Origin of the sequence: Paenibacillus lautus NBRC 15380 (genome assembly GCF_004000945.1) — a bacterium.
Taxonomy (GTDB): Bacteria; Bacillota; Bacilli; order Paenibacillales; family Paenibacillaceae; genus Paenibacillus_AQ; species Paenibacillus_AQ lautus.
This window is the reverse complement of the sequence record NZ_BIMF01000003.1, coordinates 145,615-161,290: the sequence shown is the minus strand read 5'-3', so window position 1 is coordinate 161,290 and position 15,676 is coordinate 145,615. Positions and strand designations below refer to the sequence as shown.

21 protein-coding genes and 2 pseudogenes are annotated in these 15,676 nt (G+C 41.1%); 21 read left to right on the top strand and 2 right to left on the bottom strand.

The annotated features are described in order from the left end of the window. The first annotated feature begins 37 nt into the window (after positions 1–37). The 16 genes and pseudogenes from PLA01S_RS07845 to PLA01S_RS07770 all read left to right on the top strand — a co-directional run bounded on the left by PLA01S_RS07845 (position 38) and on the right by PLA01S_RS07770 (position 10,319). Positions 38–295, top strand: a complete 258-nt coding sequence (locus tag PLA01S_RS07845; protein ID WP_127591396.1) for a hypothetical protein — start codon at positions 38–40, stop codon at positions 293–295. A 207-nt stretch (positions 296–502) separates the two neighbouring features. Further along, positions 503–655 carry a hypothetical protein gene (locus PLA01S_RS32485; RefSeq protein WP_246059390.1) on the top strand — a complete coding sequence of 51 codons (153 nt, stop codon included), beginning with the start codon at positions 503–505 and terminating at the stop codon, positions 653–655. A gap of 111 nt (positions 656–766) precedes the next feature. Beyond that, a complete protein-coding gene (locus PLA01S_RS07835; protein ID WP_127591394.1) occupies positions 767–1,096 on the top strand; it encodes a GNAT family N-acetyltransferase in 330 nt (109 codons plus the stop codon). 230 nt (positions 1,097–1,326) lie between these two features. Then, the gene (locus PLA01S_RS07830; protein ID WP_127591392.1) at positions 1,327–2,496 is read left to right on the top strand and encodes an alanyl-tRNA editing protein; all 1,170 of its coding nucleotides are present in this window, start codon (positions 1,327–1,329) and stop codon (positions 2,494–2,496) included. A 194-nt stretch (positions 2,497–2,690) separates the two neighbouring features. Then, positions 2,691–3,218 (top strand): GNAT family N-acetyltransferase, encoded by a 528-nt coding sequence (locus tag PLA01S_RS07825; RefSeq protein WP_127591390.1) that lies wholly within the window; start codon positions 2,691–2,693, stop codon positions 3,216–3,218. Positions 3,219–3,270: 52 nt separating this feature from the next. After that, positions 3,271–4,173: a carbon-nitrogen hydrolase family protein gene (locus PLA01S_RS07820; protein WP_127591731.1), complete on the top strand. Its 903-nt coding sequence runs from the start codon at positions 3,271–3,273 to the stop codon at positions 4,171–4,173. Positions 4,174–4,196: 23 nt separating this feature from the next. Beyond that, positions 4,197–5,012 (top strand): GNAT family N-acetyltransferase, encoded by an 816-nt coding sequence (locus PLA01S_RS07815; protein ID WP_127591388.1) that lies wholly within the window; start codon positions 4,197–4,199, stop codon positions 5,010–5,012. A 52-nt stretch (positions 5,013–5,064) separates the two neighbouring features. After that, the gene (locus PLA01S_RS07810; RefSeq protein ID WP_127591386.1) at positions 5,065–5,775 is read left to right on the top strand and encodes an alpha/beta fold hydrolase; all 711 of its coding nucleotides are present in this window, start codon (positions 5,065–5,067) and stop codon (positions 5,773–5,775) included. A 155-nt stretch (positions 5,776–5,930) separates the two neighbouring features. Further along, a complete protein-coding gene (locus PLA01S_RS07805) occupies positions 5,931–6,425 on the top strand; it encodes an NUDIX hydrolase (RefSeq protein WP_127591384.1) in 495 nt (164 codons plus the stop codon). A gap of 107 nt (positions 6,426–6,532) precedes the next feature. Further along, positions 6,533–7,078, top strand: coding sequence for a GrpB family protein (locus tag PLA01S_RS07800; RefSeq protein WP_127591382.1), 546 nt, complete (start codon positions 6,533–6,535; stop codon positions 7,076–7,078). Between the two features lie 59 nt (positions 7,079–7,137). Beyond that, positions 7,138–7,377: pseudogene (locus PLA01S_RS07795) on the top strand (GNAT family N-acetyltransferase); the annotation flags it as partial. 96 nt (positions 7,378–7,473) lie between these two features. Next, complete coding sequence (locus PLA01S_RS07790) at positions 7,474–7,944, top strand: GNAT family N-acetyltransferase (protein ID WP_127591380.1); 471 nt, start codon at positions 7,474–7,476, stop codon at positions 7,942–7,944. 41 nt (positions 7,945–7,985) lie between these two features. After that, entirely contained in the window at positions 7,986–8,393 is a 408-nt protein-coding gene (locus PLA01S_RS07785) for an NUDIX hydrolase (RefSeq protein WP_174819198.1), read from the top strand. A 108-nt stretch (positions 8,394–8,501) separates the two neighbouring features. Then, positions 8,502–8,772: pseudogene (locus PLA01S_RS32480) on the top strand (hypothetical protein). Positions 8,773–9,050: 278 nt separating this feature from the next. After that, positions 9,051–9,698, top strand: a complete 648-nt coding sequence (locus tag PLA01S_RS07775; RefSeq protein ID WP_127591376.1) for a FusB/FusC family EF-G-binding protein — start codon at positions 9,051–9,053, stop codon at positions 9,696–9,698. 96 nt (positions 9,699–9,794) lie between these two features. Beyond that, complete coding sequence (locus PLA01S_RS07770) at positions 9,795–10,319, top strand: GNAT family N-acetyltransferase (RefSeq protein WP_127591374.1); 525 nt, start codon at positions 9,795–9,797, stop codon at positions 10,317–10,319. 257 nt (positions 10,320–10,576) lie between these two features. Here the strand turns inward: PLA01S_RS07770 and PLA01S_RS07765 are convergent, their stop codons facing one another. Beyond that, positions 10,577–10,831, bottom strand: a complete 255-nt coding sequence (locus PLA01S_RS07765; RefSeq protein ID WP_127591729.1) for an excalibur calcium-binding domain-containing protein — start codon at positions 10,829–10,831, stop codon at positions 10,577–10,579. Between the two features lie 303 nt (positions 10,832–11,134). Between PLA01S_RS07765 and PLA01S_RS07760 the strand changes: the two genes are divergently transcribed. From PLA01S_RS07760 to PLA01S_RS07750, 3 genes are read left to right on the top strand one after another with little or no spacing between them, the layout of a single operon-like run. Continuing rightward, positions 11,135–11,683 carry an HAD-IIIA family hydrolase gene (locus tag PLA01S_RS07760; protein ID WP_127591728.1) on the top strand — a complete coding sequence of 183 codons (549 nt, stop codon included), beginning with the start codon at positions 11,135–11,137 and terminating at the stop codon, positions 11,681–11,683. A gap of 16 nt (positions 11,684–11,699) precedes the next feature. Then, on the top strand, positions 11,700–12,392 hold the full coding sequence (locus tag PLA01S_RS07755; RefSeq protein WP_127591372.1) for a DinB family protein: 693 nt from the start codon (positions 11,700–11,702) through the stop codon (positions 12,390–12,392). Between the two features lie 45 nt (positions 12,393–12,437). Further along, complete coding sequence (locus tag PLA01S_RS07750; RefSeq protein ID WP_127591369.1) at positions 12,438–12,977, top strand: DinB family protein; 540 nt, start codon at positions 12,438–12,440, stop codon at positions 12,975–12,977. A gap of 186 nt (positions 12,978–13,163) precedes the next feature. On the opposite strand, the gene PLA01S_RS07745 is transcribed toward PLA01S_RS07750, so the two are convergent. Then, the gene (locus tag PLA01S_RS07745) at positions 13,164–13,766 is read right to left on the bottom strand and encodes a TetR/AcrR family transcriptional regulator (protein ID WP_127591367.1); all 603 of its coding nucleotides are present in this window, start codon (positions 13,764–13,766) and stop codon (positions 13,164–13,166) included. 195 nt (positions 13,767–13,961) lie between these two features. Between PLA01S_RS07745 and PLA01S_RS07740 the strand changes: the two genes are divergently transcribed. Both PLA01S_RS07740 and PLA01S_RS07735 read left to right on the top strand, forming a co-directional pair. Next, a complete protein-coding gene (locus PLA01S_RS07740; protein WP_127591365.1) occupies positions 13,962–14,699 on the top strand; it encodes an SDR family NAD(P)-dependent oxidoreductase in 738 nt (245 codons plus the stop codon). Positions 14,700–14,753: 54 nt separating this feature from the next. Continuing rightward, a complete protein-coding gene (locus PLA01S_RS07735) occupies positions 14,754–15,527 on the top strand; it encodes an SDR family NAD(P)-dependent oxidoreductase (RefSeq protein ID WP_127591363.1) in 774 nt (257 codons plus the stop codon). Positions 15,528–15,676 lie beyond the last annotated feature (149 nt).

Here is a 15,676-nt window from a genome sequence, read left to right as displayed (position 1 = left end):
AAAAAGAATTAGAACGAAGTTGTAGGAGGTAGAACGAATGAAGTGGCAAGAAGTAAGAGAAATGTTCCCTGACCAATTTGTTCTGGTTTCCATACTTGATTATCATGAGGAAGGCAACAAAAAAATAGTAGATGAAGTTGCACCGATTCGTACAATATCAGAAGAAGATGCTAATAAAGAGTTTTTTCAAGCAAAGCCTGGGGATTTAGTTTACCATACTTCAAATAAAGACTTTGTGATTCATCTTCGCCGGGATCCATTAATGAGAGTGAGTCGTAATCGTAATGAAAATTAACTATGACGGACAGTTAATTACGACGTCACTTATCGTTACGTTCAGAGGAAGCGTGTTGAATATAGATGATGTAATTATAGATACAGGATCTTCACATACTATAATTAGTCCTGATATTTTAGAGGAAATCGGTGTGACCTACGAAACAGGGGGTCCATATATGAAGCATGCGGGATTGGTGGAAGCATTCCTTTCTACACAAAAATTATGGACAGGATTCAAATAGGTGCAAGAAGCATTGAAAATATAGAAATAGATGTAGGCATATTGCCTAAAGATCATAAAGGGCTACTCGGATTGGATATATTGAAACAACAAAATTTTATTATTGACTTGAAAACATTAGAATTACGTATTTAAACTTATTCAGACAACACAACCCGACCTAAGATAAGAGTTATCTAAGGTCGGGTTGCGCCATAGTTGCGGGGCGTTAAGCATCATATATTTTTTATTGAAGGCGGCTTATCCATGATAAGGCTAAAGTTTAAGCTTTGGGCTGAGCGAAATATTGAATCATTGAATAAAGTGTTTATTTTAACAGAGTTTGTAAAGGCTATGATATTTATAGAAAGCAATCAAGTACATAATCTAGGGCGAATTTTTATTGACCCAAAATATCAGAATCAAGGAATCGGTAAAAAAGTAATGAAAGAAATTGAAGGAAGTTTTCCGGATAGCACAAAATGGTGGTTGGATACTCCTAGCTGGAGTGTCAAAAATCATCACTTCTATACAATGTGCGGATTTACCAAAGTCAGAGAAGAAGATGATCTGTACATTTTCGAGAAGACTGTCTAGTTCTGTATCAGGAATAAATTGATCATCTCTGGATATATAGCAGATGAAGTTCCATCTGGAGGAGACCCAATTACCTTGTATATGTTTTTTGCTGTTCTATTATTAAATATAGTAAGCATGATTTTAGTTTCAAGAAAAAGGGAAGAAGAAGTAGAATGTACTTAAAACTAACGAGTGCTAGCAAGCTGTGACTAAAGTTAATTTAACCTGAGAACTGCGAGGATATGAAAATGACAAAGAAGTTATATTACGAATCCACTCATATTCGGGAGTGGGAGACACGAATCATACACAAACTGGAGCGGGAAGACGGAACCTATCTGGTAATGGAGGAGACGGCCTTTTATCCGCACGGCGGAGGGCAGCCTTGTGACCTAGGGTGGATCGATAAAATTCCCGTTCTTGATGTCGTTCAGGTGGAAGGAGAAATTCTGCATAAAGTCGAGCGTTTTCCTGAGAAAGAAGAGGTTGGCTGCCGTTTGGATTGGAATAGAAGATTTGACCATATGCAGCATCATAGCGGCCAGCATCTCCTGTCTGCCATATGTCTGGAAGTATGCCAGGCGGAAACGCTCAGTTTCCACCTGGGTCAGGATTACGCCACCATTGATATCGCTCGATCTGACCTGCCTCAGGACCAGTTGATGATGCTGGAGTTGGAGGTCAATGACCAGGTTTATCTTAATCGAAAGATAACGAATTATGTTGTGAGTCGGGAGCAGGCTGCCGCCCTGCCGCTGGTGAAGCAGCCGAAGGTAACCGACGATATCCGGATCGTAGAAATCGAAGGTATCGAATATAACGCCTGCGGCGGTACACATGTATCTGCAACCGGTGAGATCGGAATGATCAAACTGCTGAGAGCCGAGAAGCAGAAGGGGCATATGCGTCTCTATTTTAAATGCGGATATCGAGCGTTAAAAGAATTTAATGCCGGAATGGAGATTCTCGGCAGCCTTTCGGTTAGGTTTAATACCGCAAAGGAAGAGATTCTGGATCGGATTGCAAAATGGGATCAGGAGCAGAAGCAGCTCCAGGCAGAATTGAACGTCGTGAAGGCCGAGAATGACGCTTACCTGGCCGGGAAGCTATTGGCCGAACGTCAAGGCAGCCTGATCAAACATGTTTTTGCGGACAAGCCGTTGAAGGATATGCAGAACCTGGCGGACAAGCTTACCGAAGAAGCTGAAGTTATCGTGCTCTTCGTGTCCACCGCGGACCAAAAGGTTGTCCTCGCCCAAGGAGGACAGAGCGGACTCGCCTGCGGTGCGTTCTTTAAGCAGTATCTGGCCGATTACCGCGGTAAAGGCGGAGGCAGCGACAAGATAGCACAGGCCGGTTTTGCCACCGGAGAGGATGCCATGGCGTTTTACCATTTTGCAGCACAGTCATTAAGTTAGCTTGAAGAGATGTAAACGGTCTATAAGTAGAAAGCATTCAAGCGGGTTAAGCGGCATGCACTTTTATGATGATGTCGAGCATGCGCGTAGATTTCATGTATTCGGGGCTAAAGCTTGGCTGATGGCAGTTTTAGCCCCGACATGTATCTAAGGCTTGAGCGTTTCGTGAATGAGTTCCGAGAAGGAGATAAAACATGAGGGACATCATAAATATAAAGAGACTAACTACATTAGAAGAAGCTGAATTATTGGATCAAGAATTTGCTAAGCGTTATGGGTGGTATCGACAAGGAGATTATGTTCACAAGTGCCTAAATGAGAACAATACCAATAAGCGAGTAACCATGATTGCTTATTACAATGATTCGTTAGCAGGATGCTGTCATTTAATCTATGAATCTCAGTATTCTCATTTTCTTGATAATAATATCCCGGAGATTAATGATTTGAACGTATTTCCTGAGTATAGAAGAAAGCATATAGCCAACAGATTATTTGATGAATTAGAGCTTATTGCGTCAAAGACCTCTAAATACATAGGGCTAGGTGTAGGGCTGTACAGAGATTATGGAAATGCCCAAAGAATGTATACTTCTCGTGGATACGTCATGGATGGTAGGGGCATGTGCTATAAAAATATTCCGGTAAAACCGGGAGAATCCGTTATGGTCGATGATGATTTATTGATTTATTTAGTTAAGAATTTAAAGAGCAACTGTTAAATCTTTGAAAGAAGTGACGGTAAAAAAGATTATAAATGTGAGGTGCAGAATGATGAAAACCTTTACAGTTGCAACCGTGCAATATAATTGCAGTGAACCTGATCAAAAACTAAATACGGAAATTGGATTGAGATACGTAAAAAAAGCCAAAGACCTTGGAGCAGATATTGTATTATTTCCGGAGTGTTGGATAACAGCATATGCCTTTCCCGACATCGTTGAAACCAAGCTCCCCGAAGAAGAGATAGAGAATCATCCTGACTTCAAAGCTTGGTATGAGGCGGCATTAGACGAAAATAGTACAGCCTTAAAAGCTTTTCAAGAAATTGCTGAAGAATTATCTATTGGAATTGTCATCACGGGTTTTACAAAAGGGGTAAAGCGTCCTCAAAATTCAGCATTTGTAATTGATCGTAACGGTGAAATTTTATTAAAGTACAGCAAAGTCCATACATGCGATTTTGATACTGAACGTATGCTTGAGCCTGGTACTGAATTTAAAGTATGTGATTTTGACGGTGTGAAGATTGGGGTCATGATTTGTTACGACAGAGAGTACCCAGAAAGCGCGAGAGTATTGATGTTAAAAGGGGCAGAAATCATTTTGGTTCCCAATGATTGTGGAACCATGGAGCCTAGATTACAGGCACTCTCAACAAGAGCATATGAAAATATGGTTGGTATTGCGATGGCGAACCCTCCTGGTGAAAATGCGGGATGTTCTTGTGCGTATAGTCCAATTATGTGGGATCTTGATGGGAAATCGATCGATAACACCATTATGCTGGCGGATAATGTGTCGGAAGGCGTATTTATTGCAAAATTTGATCTGGATGAAATTCGTAAATATCGTAATCAAGAAATGATGGGCAATACGTTTAGGAAAGTAAAAACTTATAAAGAATTACTATCTGAAAAAGTAGATGCTCCCTTTATACGAGGGAATAATCAATAATTCATAGAATCGGTGATATAAAAATGATAACAGAACTTAATAAATCAGAGTTTTATAAGATAAGACACATTACGGATAAGTGTAAAAATATCGAGGTTAGGGCTGTTGTTAGCGGAAATAACCCGGGTGGGGTCTATGTAGATCATTCAACAGAACCCACAGCAGCATTAATTTGGATTGAAGGACAAAAAGGTTTTCAGATTGTTGGAGATCCGCAGAGTATATCTTTTTTAACAGGATTAGAAGAATACATGAGAAAGCATATAGAACCCAAACTACAGAAGCAAAATATAAATTGTGTCGAGATTGGTTTAGATCCTGATCCTTGGGATAGAGCGATACAAAACATTTTTAACACGCGCGGCATTTCGAGTGATACTCAACATGTGTTCACATTAAGAGGGAATCCACAACCCATTGAATTTCAAAATCAAGAGGTGAATATTCAACGGATAGATCGTGATTTATTGGAGTCAAGACGATGGGAAAACCATTCGTTTTTAGAAAAGAAGATATTACGATTTTGGGATTCTACAGACTCTTTCTTAGAGCAAGGATTTGGATACTTTGTTGAGGATAATAACAATGTGGTGAGTTTATGTTTTTCAGCATTTATTGTGGATAAAACGCATGCGATTGATATCGAAACTCTTGAAGAGTATAAAAGAAGAAATTATGGCGCTGCAGTCGCTCGAGCTTTTGTTCAGGAATGCTTACAAAAAGGAATTCATCCTTACTGGGACTGTACTCCAGGAAATACAGGGTCGATTCGACTTGCAGAGAAAGTGGGAATGTCCCCTGATTTTGACTACCAAATATCCTGGTATGGTTTATCCTAATGGCGCTGTTGTAAGTTGACTCGAAGATAAATCGAATTGAAGGAGTGATTCAATGAAGATCATTTCTCAATCCTCAATAAATAATGGTGTAAGCATTCACTACCTTGATTCTCATCCTGAATCAGACTTTTCCCTAACTCCACTTCTTATATGTCCTGGTCTCTCCGAAACAGCAGAAGAGTATCAAGATTTACTTGAATACCTAATGCCCAGAAGATGTATTGTATTATCTTTTCGAGGGAGAGGCCAAAGTGATACCCCGCTGACCGGTTATGATTTGAAAGACCATGTTGCAGATATTGAATCTGTAGTGAAAAGTACCGGGATAAATCACTTTTATTTATACGCCTTTTCAAGAGGTGTGTCTTACGCTTTGGAATATACCAGATTACATCCTCATCAAATTGGCAAATTGATTATCTTGGACTATCCGCCTGAGCACAAAGCGATGCCCAGGGATTGGGCTACAGACTATATAGAAAATTATTTAGTACTCTTTAAACGTTTGTCTCATATCCGCCCGGAAGCGGTTATGGGAATTCAACGAGAATCGGTACAAAAGTCCATAAAGTTTAGTTCTGAAAAGCCTGTACTTGTTATGAGAGGGCTATTGGAAGGCTCTTTGATATCTAATGAGGCATTGGAAGAATATAAAAGACAATTTTCTAATCTGCATATAACTGAACTAAAGAATAGCGGACATGACATTCGAAGCACGGAAAAATCAAAGCTATATAAAATCATAAAAGAATTTGTAGAATAATTGGGGAAAGAATTCTCTTATATTCACACTCATTGCCGTCATTAGGCTGCTCGGTCTACCGAAGACATTTCGAAGGATGTGGTCAGCGGGATCCTGCGAACACTGCGTCACGGCCAGTTTTCATATTTAAAGTTAAAATAGAGGAAGTGATTGGTTTGGAATACCAGGCACCTAAACAATGTATTTCGGTTTCAGCTCTAGTCACTAATGATCGTGGTGAGGTATTGTTGCTTAGAACACATTGGCGTTCAGATACATGGGAAATGCCAGGTGGAAATGTTGAATTAGGGGAACCCCTTGATCAAGCAATTTGCAGAGAGTTTCTTGAGGAGACGGGCATCGTTATTAAGCCAATTGGTATAACCGGTATTTATATGAATACAACCAAACAAGTTTTGTCTATTTGTTTTAGAGCTCAATACATAAGTGGAGAAATAACAATACAAGAAGACGAGATACTCGAAGCTAGATACATAAAAATTGATCAATCTAATATCGAGGAATACATAACGAGACCGCAGCAAAGATCTAGATTATTGGATGCGATGAATGCAGCATGTTTTGTGCCCTTTGAAGCTTGGGAAGCAAAACCCAATTATAAGTTGTTGCATAGGTTGGATGGAAACATGAACAACAACAATGATTATTAACCGATCCCTCAAAGTATGCAGTAGAACCATTGAGAACAAGATGAATACCGAACGTACCACGAAACCAAACCACTACCAAAAGTGGTTAAACCAAAGGAGACAATGACATGGATGATCAATGGGGAATAGCTGAGTATGATCCGGAATGGCGAAGCTTGTTCTTGGAGGTAGGGAGGAACATACGAGAAGTTTTAGGGGACATAGCAGATCGAATTGACCATGTAGGATCTACATCGATTGTTGGACTAGATGCTAAACCAATTATTGATATTCAAATCTCAATTAGGAATTTCGAAGATGTGAGTCAATATAAGAATAAATTAGAATCAATAGGATTTGTATATCGTAAAGAAAATCCTGATAAAACTAAAAGGTATTTTCGTGAAGTTCCGGGACATCGAAGAACACATATTCATGTCAGACAAACGGGGAGTTACTCAGAGCAATTGACATTGTTATTTAGAGATTATTTAAGAAAACATAAAGAGGATTGCATAAGATATTCGGCAGAGAAACACCGGTTAATGGGATTATATAAACATGAAAGACAAAAATATGTTGAAGGCAAAGGTCCGATTGTGTGGGAGATCATACAAAAGGCACATATTTGGTCACAAGAAATAGGTTGGAAACCAGGTAAACCGGATCTGTAGGCCGAACCTATTTAAACTTTCAGAAAAAGCAGGGTGACTTAGATACGGATCCAGACCCAACGCATGTAATTTATGATTTTATAATTTTGAAGAAATATAGAAGAAATGGGATAGGCCGCACCGCAGCCAAACAGGCATTTAGCTTATTCAAAGCAAATTGGAAAGTAGCTCAAATGGAGAGTAATACTTCTGCCATATCTTTTTGGAGAAAAGTAATCAGTGAATATTCCAAGAATAATTACACGGAGAGATACAGGGAAGATTCAAAGAAATACATTCAGGAGTTCAGTACAAAGTAGTAACATTTTGCTTTCACGCTGTGGAAACTAGCATACTGAGATCTCTTTATCTTAGTTGAAAAGTGAAGTGATTTTAATGTATTCCGGGGTGATTTAATGATAATTAGAATTGCGACAAAGGAAGATATGGATCAACTCATTCGAATGAGGTGGGATTTTACACTTGAGGATGATCTAGATGGCAAATTTAAAAATGAAACCTATAGTGACTTCTACGAGGAGTGTTATGATTTTTTATTAAATGCTTTTCAAAGTGATATTTGGAGTATTTGGGTTGCTGAAGAAGACGGCATGGTCGTGTCCAACATCTATATAGAACTTATTCACAAGGTACCGAGACCAGGGAGAATCACACATCCATTCGCATATATGACGAATGTATATACAAAACCTGATTATCGAGGTAAAGGAATAGGAAGTAAATTAATATCAAAAATCAACGAATGGGCAAAAGAAAACAAATATGAATTCATTATTGTATGGCCCAGTGATGAAGGTGTTGATTTTTACAAAAAGAATGGTTACCAGCATTGCAAAGAGCCAATGGAAAATATGTTTGGTGAGTAAAGCAGTTTATACGGAAGAAATTTATACAAAGGAGAAATATGATGAATCTACCTAAACATTTTGTCTCTGCTGCTGCGGTTGTTTTGAATGATAAGAATGAAATATTACTTATTCGGGGTCCGCAAAGAGGTTGGGAAATGCCAGGTGGGGTCGTTGAAGTTGGAGAGTCATTGGCACAAGCAGCAATCAGGGAAACCAAAGAAGAAGCTGGAGTGGATATTGAGATTATAAGGTTTTGCGGGATATTCCAAAATGTGAAGGCAAGTATTTGCAATACATTATTTCTTGCCAAATACATTGGGGGGACCCCCGTAGCTACAACAGAAAGTCTTGAATCAGGGTTCTTCCCTATGGATGAAGCATTGAATATGGTAACATATATGAATTTTAGAGAGAGAATAGAAGTCTGCTTAAAACCAGTTGAAGAGCCGGTATATATTGAGTTCTAGAGGGAAAAAGCGTGAAGGTAGTTCAAGAAATACAAATGCTTCATTTAACAACAGTTTCACACACTGGCCATTATAAATAAATAAATTCAACGAAAGAGGGTGAGCCCTGTGAAAGTAGTCGAGCTCCTTGAAATGAAACTAGTCGGAATAAGAGTAGTATGTGAAGGGGACCAGTATGTCAATGAGATCCCCAAGGCTTCTGTTGAACTTAAAGGGGCCTAATTACGAAATTAGAAATACATATGAAAAGCTCCATCACTGGATACTAGAAAATAACCATGAACGACTGCTGAGATCCTGGCATCTTGAGATTTCGGATGAATGGGGACATGGGGAAGTGAATGATATGGAAGCAGACTTGTATGACACCATTAAATAGATTTTAAGTTTGAGATAGACGGTATTCCATTCCAGCGGAATAAATTGCGCCATTTGGCACTTGCTGTTATAATTTTGCGTATGACATGTGATTGGGGGTTATACCGATGGCAATGCTGGATTGCTCATTAGCTAGGAAGTCCTCATGCAAAGCCTGATCTGGGGCGATACTTTGCGTGGGGTGCGATAGGATGAATTCGATCGCCCAACCTTAACTTTATCGTTTCTAATAACAGGCTTTGCACCTTCATTTTTAATAAAAATAAGGGGCTGAAAGCTATGAGTACACCATTTATTAGAAACCACCAGTTTAACGTGATTAAAAAACAAGCGGACTTTCTTCTGAAAACGTTGCGAACCGTCGCGGATAGAAGAGTCCTGGAAACGGTTAAGTATTCTGCCGTAACGAATATTCTGGAAGCATTTCCGTCTCTGACAGAGGATCAGAAGCGGATGCTGGGAGAAATATCGACCATCGAGAAGGCCGAGAATTTCCAGAGATATCTTAATGCGTTAGAACCTTATCTGGAGCCTTATCCGACGATTACGCTGAAACAGATTCAGAAGCTATTTCCTAAAAATAAGAAGCTGAAAGTTCCGGATCTACAATCGATCGACTTTCGATATGTAACGTATTTGGGCTGGGTGGATATAGCCACGAACAAGTTATTTATCGTATATCCGTTCGAAGGAAGATTCATCGGGATTGAGGGAAGAATTACGCCGACCAACAAGAAAGGGTACTGTCTGTTCTGCAACCGGCATCAAGAGCTTGCCTTGTTCTCGGTCAAGACCAAGCCGGCCGTTGCTTCACCGGATAATCTTTCGTTCATTGGCCAATACGTATGTTTGGATAGCCCAGCATGTAATCACAGCATTACCGATACAGGGGCGCTTGAAAAATTCATTCTCTCCGCCAGCAAGTAAACACAATATCAAGAATAGGCTGCCTTCAAGGGCAGCCTATTTTGTACTATATTCCCGTTTGAAGAGCATAAAAACCAGGAAAGGGCATTGAAACATATGAACGATGTAAGATTAGTTAAGCCTCAGCAAGAGCTGAAAAATGAATATTTATCATTTTATCAAGAATGGAAAGAATCCGGTGAGGATATGGTTCCTTGGGTCATCAGCAAGGATCCAAGTGATTTTCTGGGAATGTTGAAGGAACTCTCTAATCAAGAGAAGGGGATTAGTGTAAAGGAAGGCTGGGTCACGGATTCAACCTTTTGGTTAGTCGATAATCATCATAGAGTATTAGGTGCGGTTAATATTAGACATCAACTAACCGAACATTTGTATAATGCTGGCGGGCATATTGGTTATGGTATCCGCCCGTCAGCAAGATTAAGAGGCTATGCGACGAAACTATTGGAATTGTCCTTGATTGAGGCCAAGAAACTGGGGATAAACGATGTCTTAGTTGTCTGTGATGCCGATAATGTGGGATCGGAAAGAACCATTATCAGGAACGGTGGGAAGCCGGATACCGATTACATAGAGGAAGACGGAAACGTAGTTAAAAGATACTGGATTAAGAATACGTAATAGTAGCGATCAAGGTCTGTTTCTACAAGCAAACAGGATATACTATCGGGGCTCAGCTTTTCATTTGATGAAGGCAGAGCCCCCATGTATCGAACACTTGCGATCCATTGCGAAGCAGCAAAGATGCACAGAACTGGCCTCGGATGGTATCGCCTCTGTCGGGTGCCTAGTATCCTATAACAAGGTATCTACGCTGCTGGATGCACCTGGCTCTCATTAAGGATATATGGAGTTAATTGAAATTTACAATAAACGGCTTATTTTTCACAAGCGATTAAATCTTTATCCCGATCAAGTTTCTTATTGGCATCATACAGTTCTTTGGAAGCATGAGGCTTGTGTTTGGTTTTACCACCTTTGTTTTTTGCGGAGGACGATTGGGCAACTCCGCCTTTATAATCCTTTCGTAGCTCTGTACAGTTTTTATAGGACTTACCTTTTGCAGCTGCATTAACAGAAGAAACATTTAGAGCTAACAATAAAACAGAACAAACGATAATAGTTTTTTTCATCATATACGTCTCCCACCTTAGAAATAATGAATATATGTTAACTGGAACTTATCACTTATTCAACTATTAATTTAAGGAGTTCTGTATTTATAGAACTAAATATGAACGAGGATATCTATTCCTTTGGTGTCTTCAATCACGTTGAAAAATGGGGTTTTGTGTTTAAAGCCAAGGGCGTCACAAAGTGCCAATTTTGATTCATATAGATGAAATTTCAATCATGGATTTGATAAGTTGAGGGGATGAATGACGGTACGAATAAAAGCATCTGCAAAATATCAATTAGGAAAGGAGCCTGACCAAATGCTAGAGTCCTCAAGACAGGCGGTTTTCATCGACAGGGACGGAACTCTTGGAGGAACCGATCGGGGTGTTTTGCCCGGTGAATTTGAGCTTTTTCCGCAAGTACAGAATTCGATTGATTCACTCAGAGCTGCAGGCATGCTGATTTGTTCATTTACGAATCAACCTGGAATAACTCGGGGCGAAGCAGCAAAGGACGAATTCGAATCGGAATTATTAGGCTTTGGTTTTGATAAAATCTATCTTTGTGCTCATGAGCATGGAGCGGGTTGTCCGTGTAGAAAGCCGTCCCCTGGAATGCTCTTGAAAGCCGCAGAAGAAAATAATCTGGATTTAAGGAAGTGCTTTGTCATAGGGGATAGATGGACGGATATGGTTGCTGCCAAAGAAGCCGGTTGCAAGAAAGTGTTAGTGAAGACGGGAGCCGGCGCCAAGGAACTGGAAAAATATAATAACAACCAGTACTTTGGAAAATGGAAAGAAGCGTATCCTGATTATATCGCAACAGACTTTAATGAAGCCGTGATATGGATATTAGGGGGCGGCTAAAAAAGGATGGTTCTTCATGGATTTGAGTCAAAGAAAACAGTGGAATGAAAATCACAAAAAGCTAACCCAGATCATTTTGGATTCGGCTAAGCATCAGAGTGCAGTTGACTTATTCTTGCAGCAGCATCGCTTGTTACATTCATCAAGAATGAGCCATTCACCCATTGCGACCCTTGAGGATGAATTAGTTAAAGATCTACAAGAGCAAACATTCCGTCAATATCCAGTTAGGGCTCCTGATACAAAGAACTCCATAATATGGCATATGTGGCATATCACGCGTATTGAAGACATGACGATGAGCGTACTCGTAAATAACGATGACCAAGTATTGCATTCAGGCCAATGGAACAAGAAACTCCACATTGATGATGTTCATTCCGGAAATGAAATGACGGAAGCAGAAATCGCTAATTTGAGTGCGACTCTTGATATTGATTCATTATTAGCTTATCGGATACAAGTTGGGCGGAACACTCGTGAAGTCATATCCCGTTTATTGCCAGGCGACTTTAAGCAAAAAGTTGAAGCGGCAAGAATCCATCAACTTAAAGTACAGCATGCGGTTAAGGAAGAAGCATCGTGGTTGCTTGAATACTGGGGAAACAAAACGATTGCGGGATTAGTGCTCATGCCGGCGACAAGGCATATTTTTCTTCACTTGAATAAATCGATACGGCTGAAACAAAAAATTCAAAAGTCCAAATAGTGAGGCTGGGATGCTATTTATTTTTACAAGAGAGGTTGTGCTAGGATGTTATACGATTTGCAGGGCGAAGAGAATATGTCAACGATCGTGGGAATGTTATATGGCGCTGTCAAAGAGAACAGCCAAAGGCTAAAATCCATAACAAAGTGCATGTCGCGAGAGGAAATAGACTACAAAGGCCCTGATAACAAATTCAATAGTGCCGCTCAATTAATAAAACATATCATGTACGTCGACCTGAACTGGGTTTATAGGATTAAAGGGGAGGCGCTTCCCCAGTCATTCAAAGACGAATACGGCCCGATGATCGATGAACATGACAGGCTGCCGATGGTTACAGGGATGGCTCTGGATACGCTTATATCTAAATATGAAGTCGTATTAAATATGTTGAAAGAAACATGCACGCAATTAACGGATGCTGATCTGGATAACATTGTCGCATTTGGTCACGAAAATGAAAAGCAAGCCACCATACGATGGGGATTATGGCATATGGCCGACCATAACCGTTATCACCAAGCCCATATAAATCAGCTTAGAAAGTGGTACGCTGAGCAAAGGATAGCCTTCGATCATGAATAAAAGAATACGATCCATCCTCGTGTTTTCCTTGAGTTTGCTATCGTTGCTTATCTCGTCGTATGCGTTATATCTGGCATAAGCATCTTTAAAAGCTATGATGAATAAACCTTGTTTCTGAATGGAGGACCCTATCACCGTAATCAAGTAGGCTACCCTTTAGGGCAGCCTATTTATATTCCGTCCGCCTTACTCCCTCACATACTCCACCGAGTATATATGCGTCCTCGTTAAATCAATGACCTCTTTAATAAAATCCTCTTGGGATTCCCTGAAATCGTTTCGGATCCAGTTCAGAATCAGTCCGTGGAAGCCGTAGGCCGTGTACCGTTTAAAGTAATCCATGTTAACCGGAGTATGGTTAATCGTTTCGAATATAAATCGTTCCTTATAGATTTTTACGATCGTTTGAGGGAATTCCGTGTGCAGTCCCGGCAAGGTATCCTCGTATTTAATAAGCTCAAAAAAATCACGATGCTCATAAATGTAGGCAACGATATTGAAGGACGGTGCACTGAGGTTTGCCGTGTATACTTTGTGCCCCGGGATGTAAGGCTTGCCCACCGATTCTTCCAGGCCACGTAGCATGGAATCCAGCAAATCCTCGGCTAACTCGATTTTATCCTGGTAATGGACATAAAAGGTGCTGCGGTTATAAGAGGCCTTATCCACGATGTCTTTCACCGTCACGGCATGATATCCCTTCTCTTTTACAAGTTGAATAAAGGCTGATTTCAGATGTTCTTTCGTACGATTTCTTCGCGCCGATGTCACGATTTGTTCATGATTCACGAAAAGAGCGCCCCCCAAAAAGACAGTTTTGTTCTAAGTGTTGACTAGATCGACACTTCATAACAGGTTAATGATTGTGAAATGTGAACAGAATAGTACAATTGAATTGTAGCAAAAATAGTACTAAATTTAATATCTTAAATTGGTTCTAATTAATATAGTACTATTTTAATCCATTATACGGGGGTATCCAAGATGGGAAAATTACAAAACAAAGTGGCTGTAATTACCGGTGGTGCATCCGGCATCGGTGCGGCAACAGCACGCCTCTTCGTTGAAGAGGGAGCCAAGGTAGTGCTTGTTGATTTAAATGAGGAAAAAGGTAAGGCGTTTGAGGCCGAACTGAAGGCGAATCATCACGAGGCGCTGTTCGTCAAAGCGAATATCACAAGCGAGGAAGAAGTAGCCGGCATCTTCAAACAAGCGATTGACACCTTCGGTAAAGTCGATGTTGTATTTAACAACGCAGGTATCGGGCGCGTTCATTCTTCGCATGATCTAGAGTACTCCGAGTGGCGCAACACCGTAAACGTGGACTTGGACGGCGTATTCCTGGTGGCACGCGAAGCTATCCGTGAAATGTTAAAAGCTGGCGGAGGCACCATCGTCAATACCGCATCCATGTACGGATGGGTCGGCTCGCCTGGTTCCGCAGCCTATAATGCAGCTAAAGGCGGAGTAATCAACTTGACCCGTTCTCTGGCACTGGAGTATGCGGAGCAAAATATCCGGATCAACGCACTATGCCCGGGCTTCATTGATACACCGATCATTCCGGAGGAGAGCAAACAAGCCTTAGCTGCAGTCACTCCAATGAAACGTCTGGGACAAGCGGAGGAAATGGCAAAGGCCGTCCTGTTTATGGCTTCGGACGACTCTTCGTACATGACGGGTAATACCCTGACGGTTGACGGTGGATATACAGCCCAATAATGGGTGAGCTTAGACGTATAGAGAATCATGACAACTTACTAGGAGGTACACACCATGAGCAAATTTGATGGAAAAGTGATTGTGATTACTGGCGCAGCAGGCGGGATCGGAACGGCAGCCGCGAAAAAGCTGGCGGAACAGGGGGCCAAGCTTGCCCTGGTCGATTTGAATCTGGAAGCCGTTAAACAAGTGATCTCCGATTTGGGCCTGGATGATTCCAGAGCGATTGCACTGCAAGCCAATGTCGCTAAAGAAGAAGAAGTCAAAGCCTATGTGGATGCCACGGTTGAGAAGTTCGGCCAAATCGACGGCTTTTTCAATAATGCGGGGATCGAAGGAATCACGGCCAATGTAGAGGATTATCCGACTGAAACCTTTGAAATGGTCTTCAATGTCAACGTGAAGGGGGCCTTCCTTGGATTGAAATACGTTGTGCCGGTGATGAAAAAACAAGGGTATGGCAGCATCGTAAATACCTCCTCCGGTGCAGGCCTTATCGGTTCGCCGGGATTTGTCGGATATAATAGCTCCAAGCATGCTGTGATCGGCATGACGAAAGTGGTGGCATTGGAAGCTGCTCCGTTCGGCGTCAGAGTAAATGCTGTAGCACCTGGGGTGATCAATACCCGCATGATGCGCCAAATTGAGAAAAATACCGTTCCTGAGGATGCGGAAGGTGCAAGAAAAGCATTCGGCGCTGCCGTTCCGCTCGGAAGATATGGGGAAGCGGAAGAGGTAGCCAACGTAGCAGTCTTCTTGCTGTCCGACGATGCGTCCTATGTAACGCAATCCATTTATACCGTGGATGGCGGCCAAATCAACCAGTAAAGTTAATAAATAGCTTAATATACAGGGTCTTGGTCCGGTGTTTATACCGGTCAAGCCCTTTTTTACATTCATTAGGAGTAGCGGTGCAGCGGCCTATTCTCCCCGTTTAAAGGTGGGTCATTTTTCATATTGGGGTCATGCGGATTTTG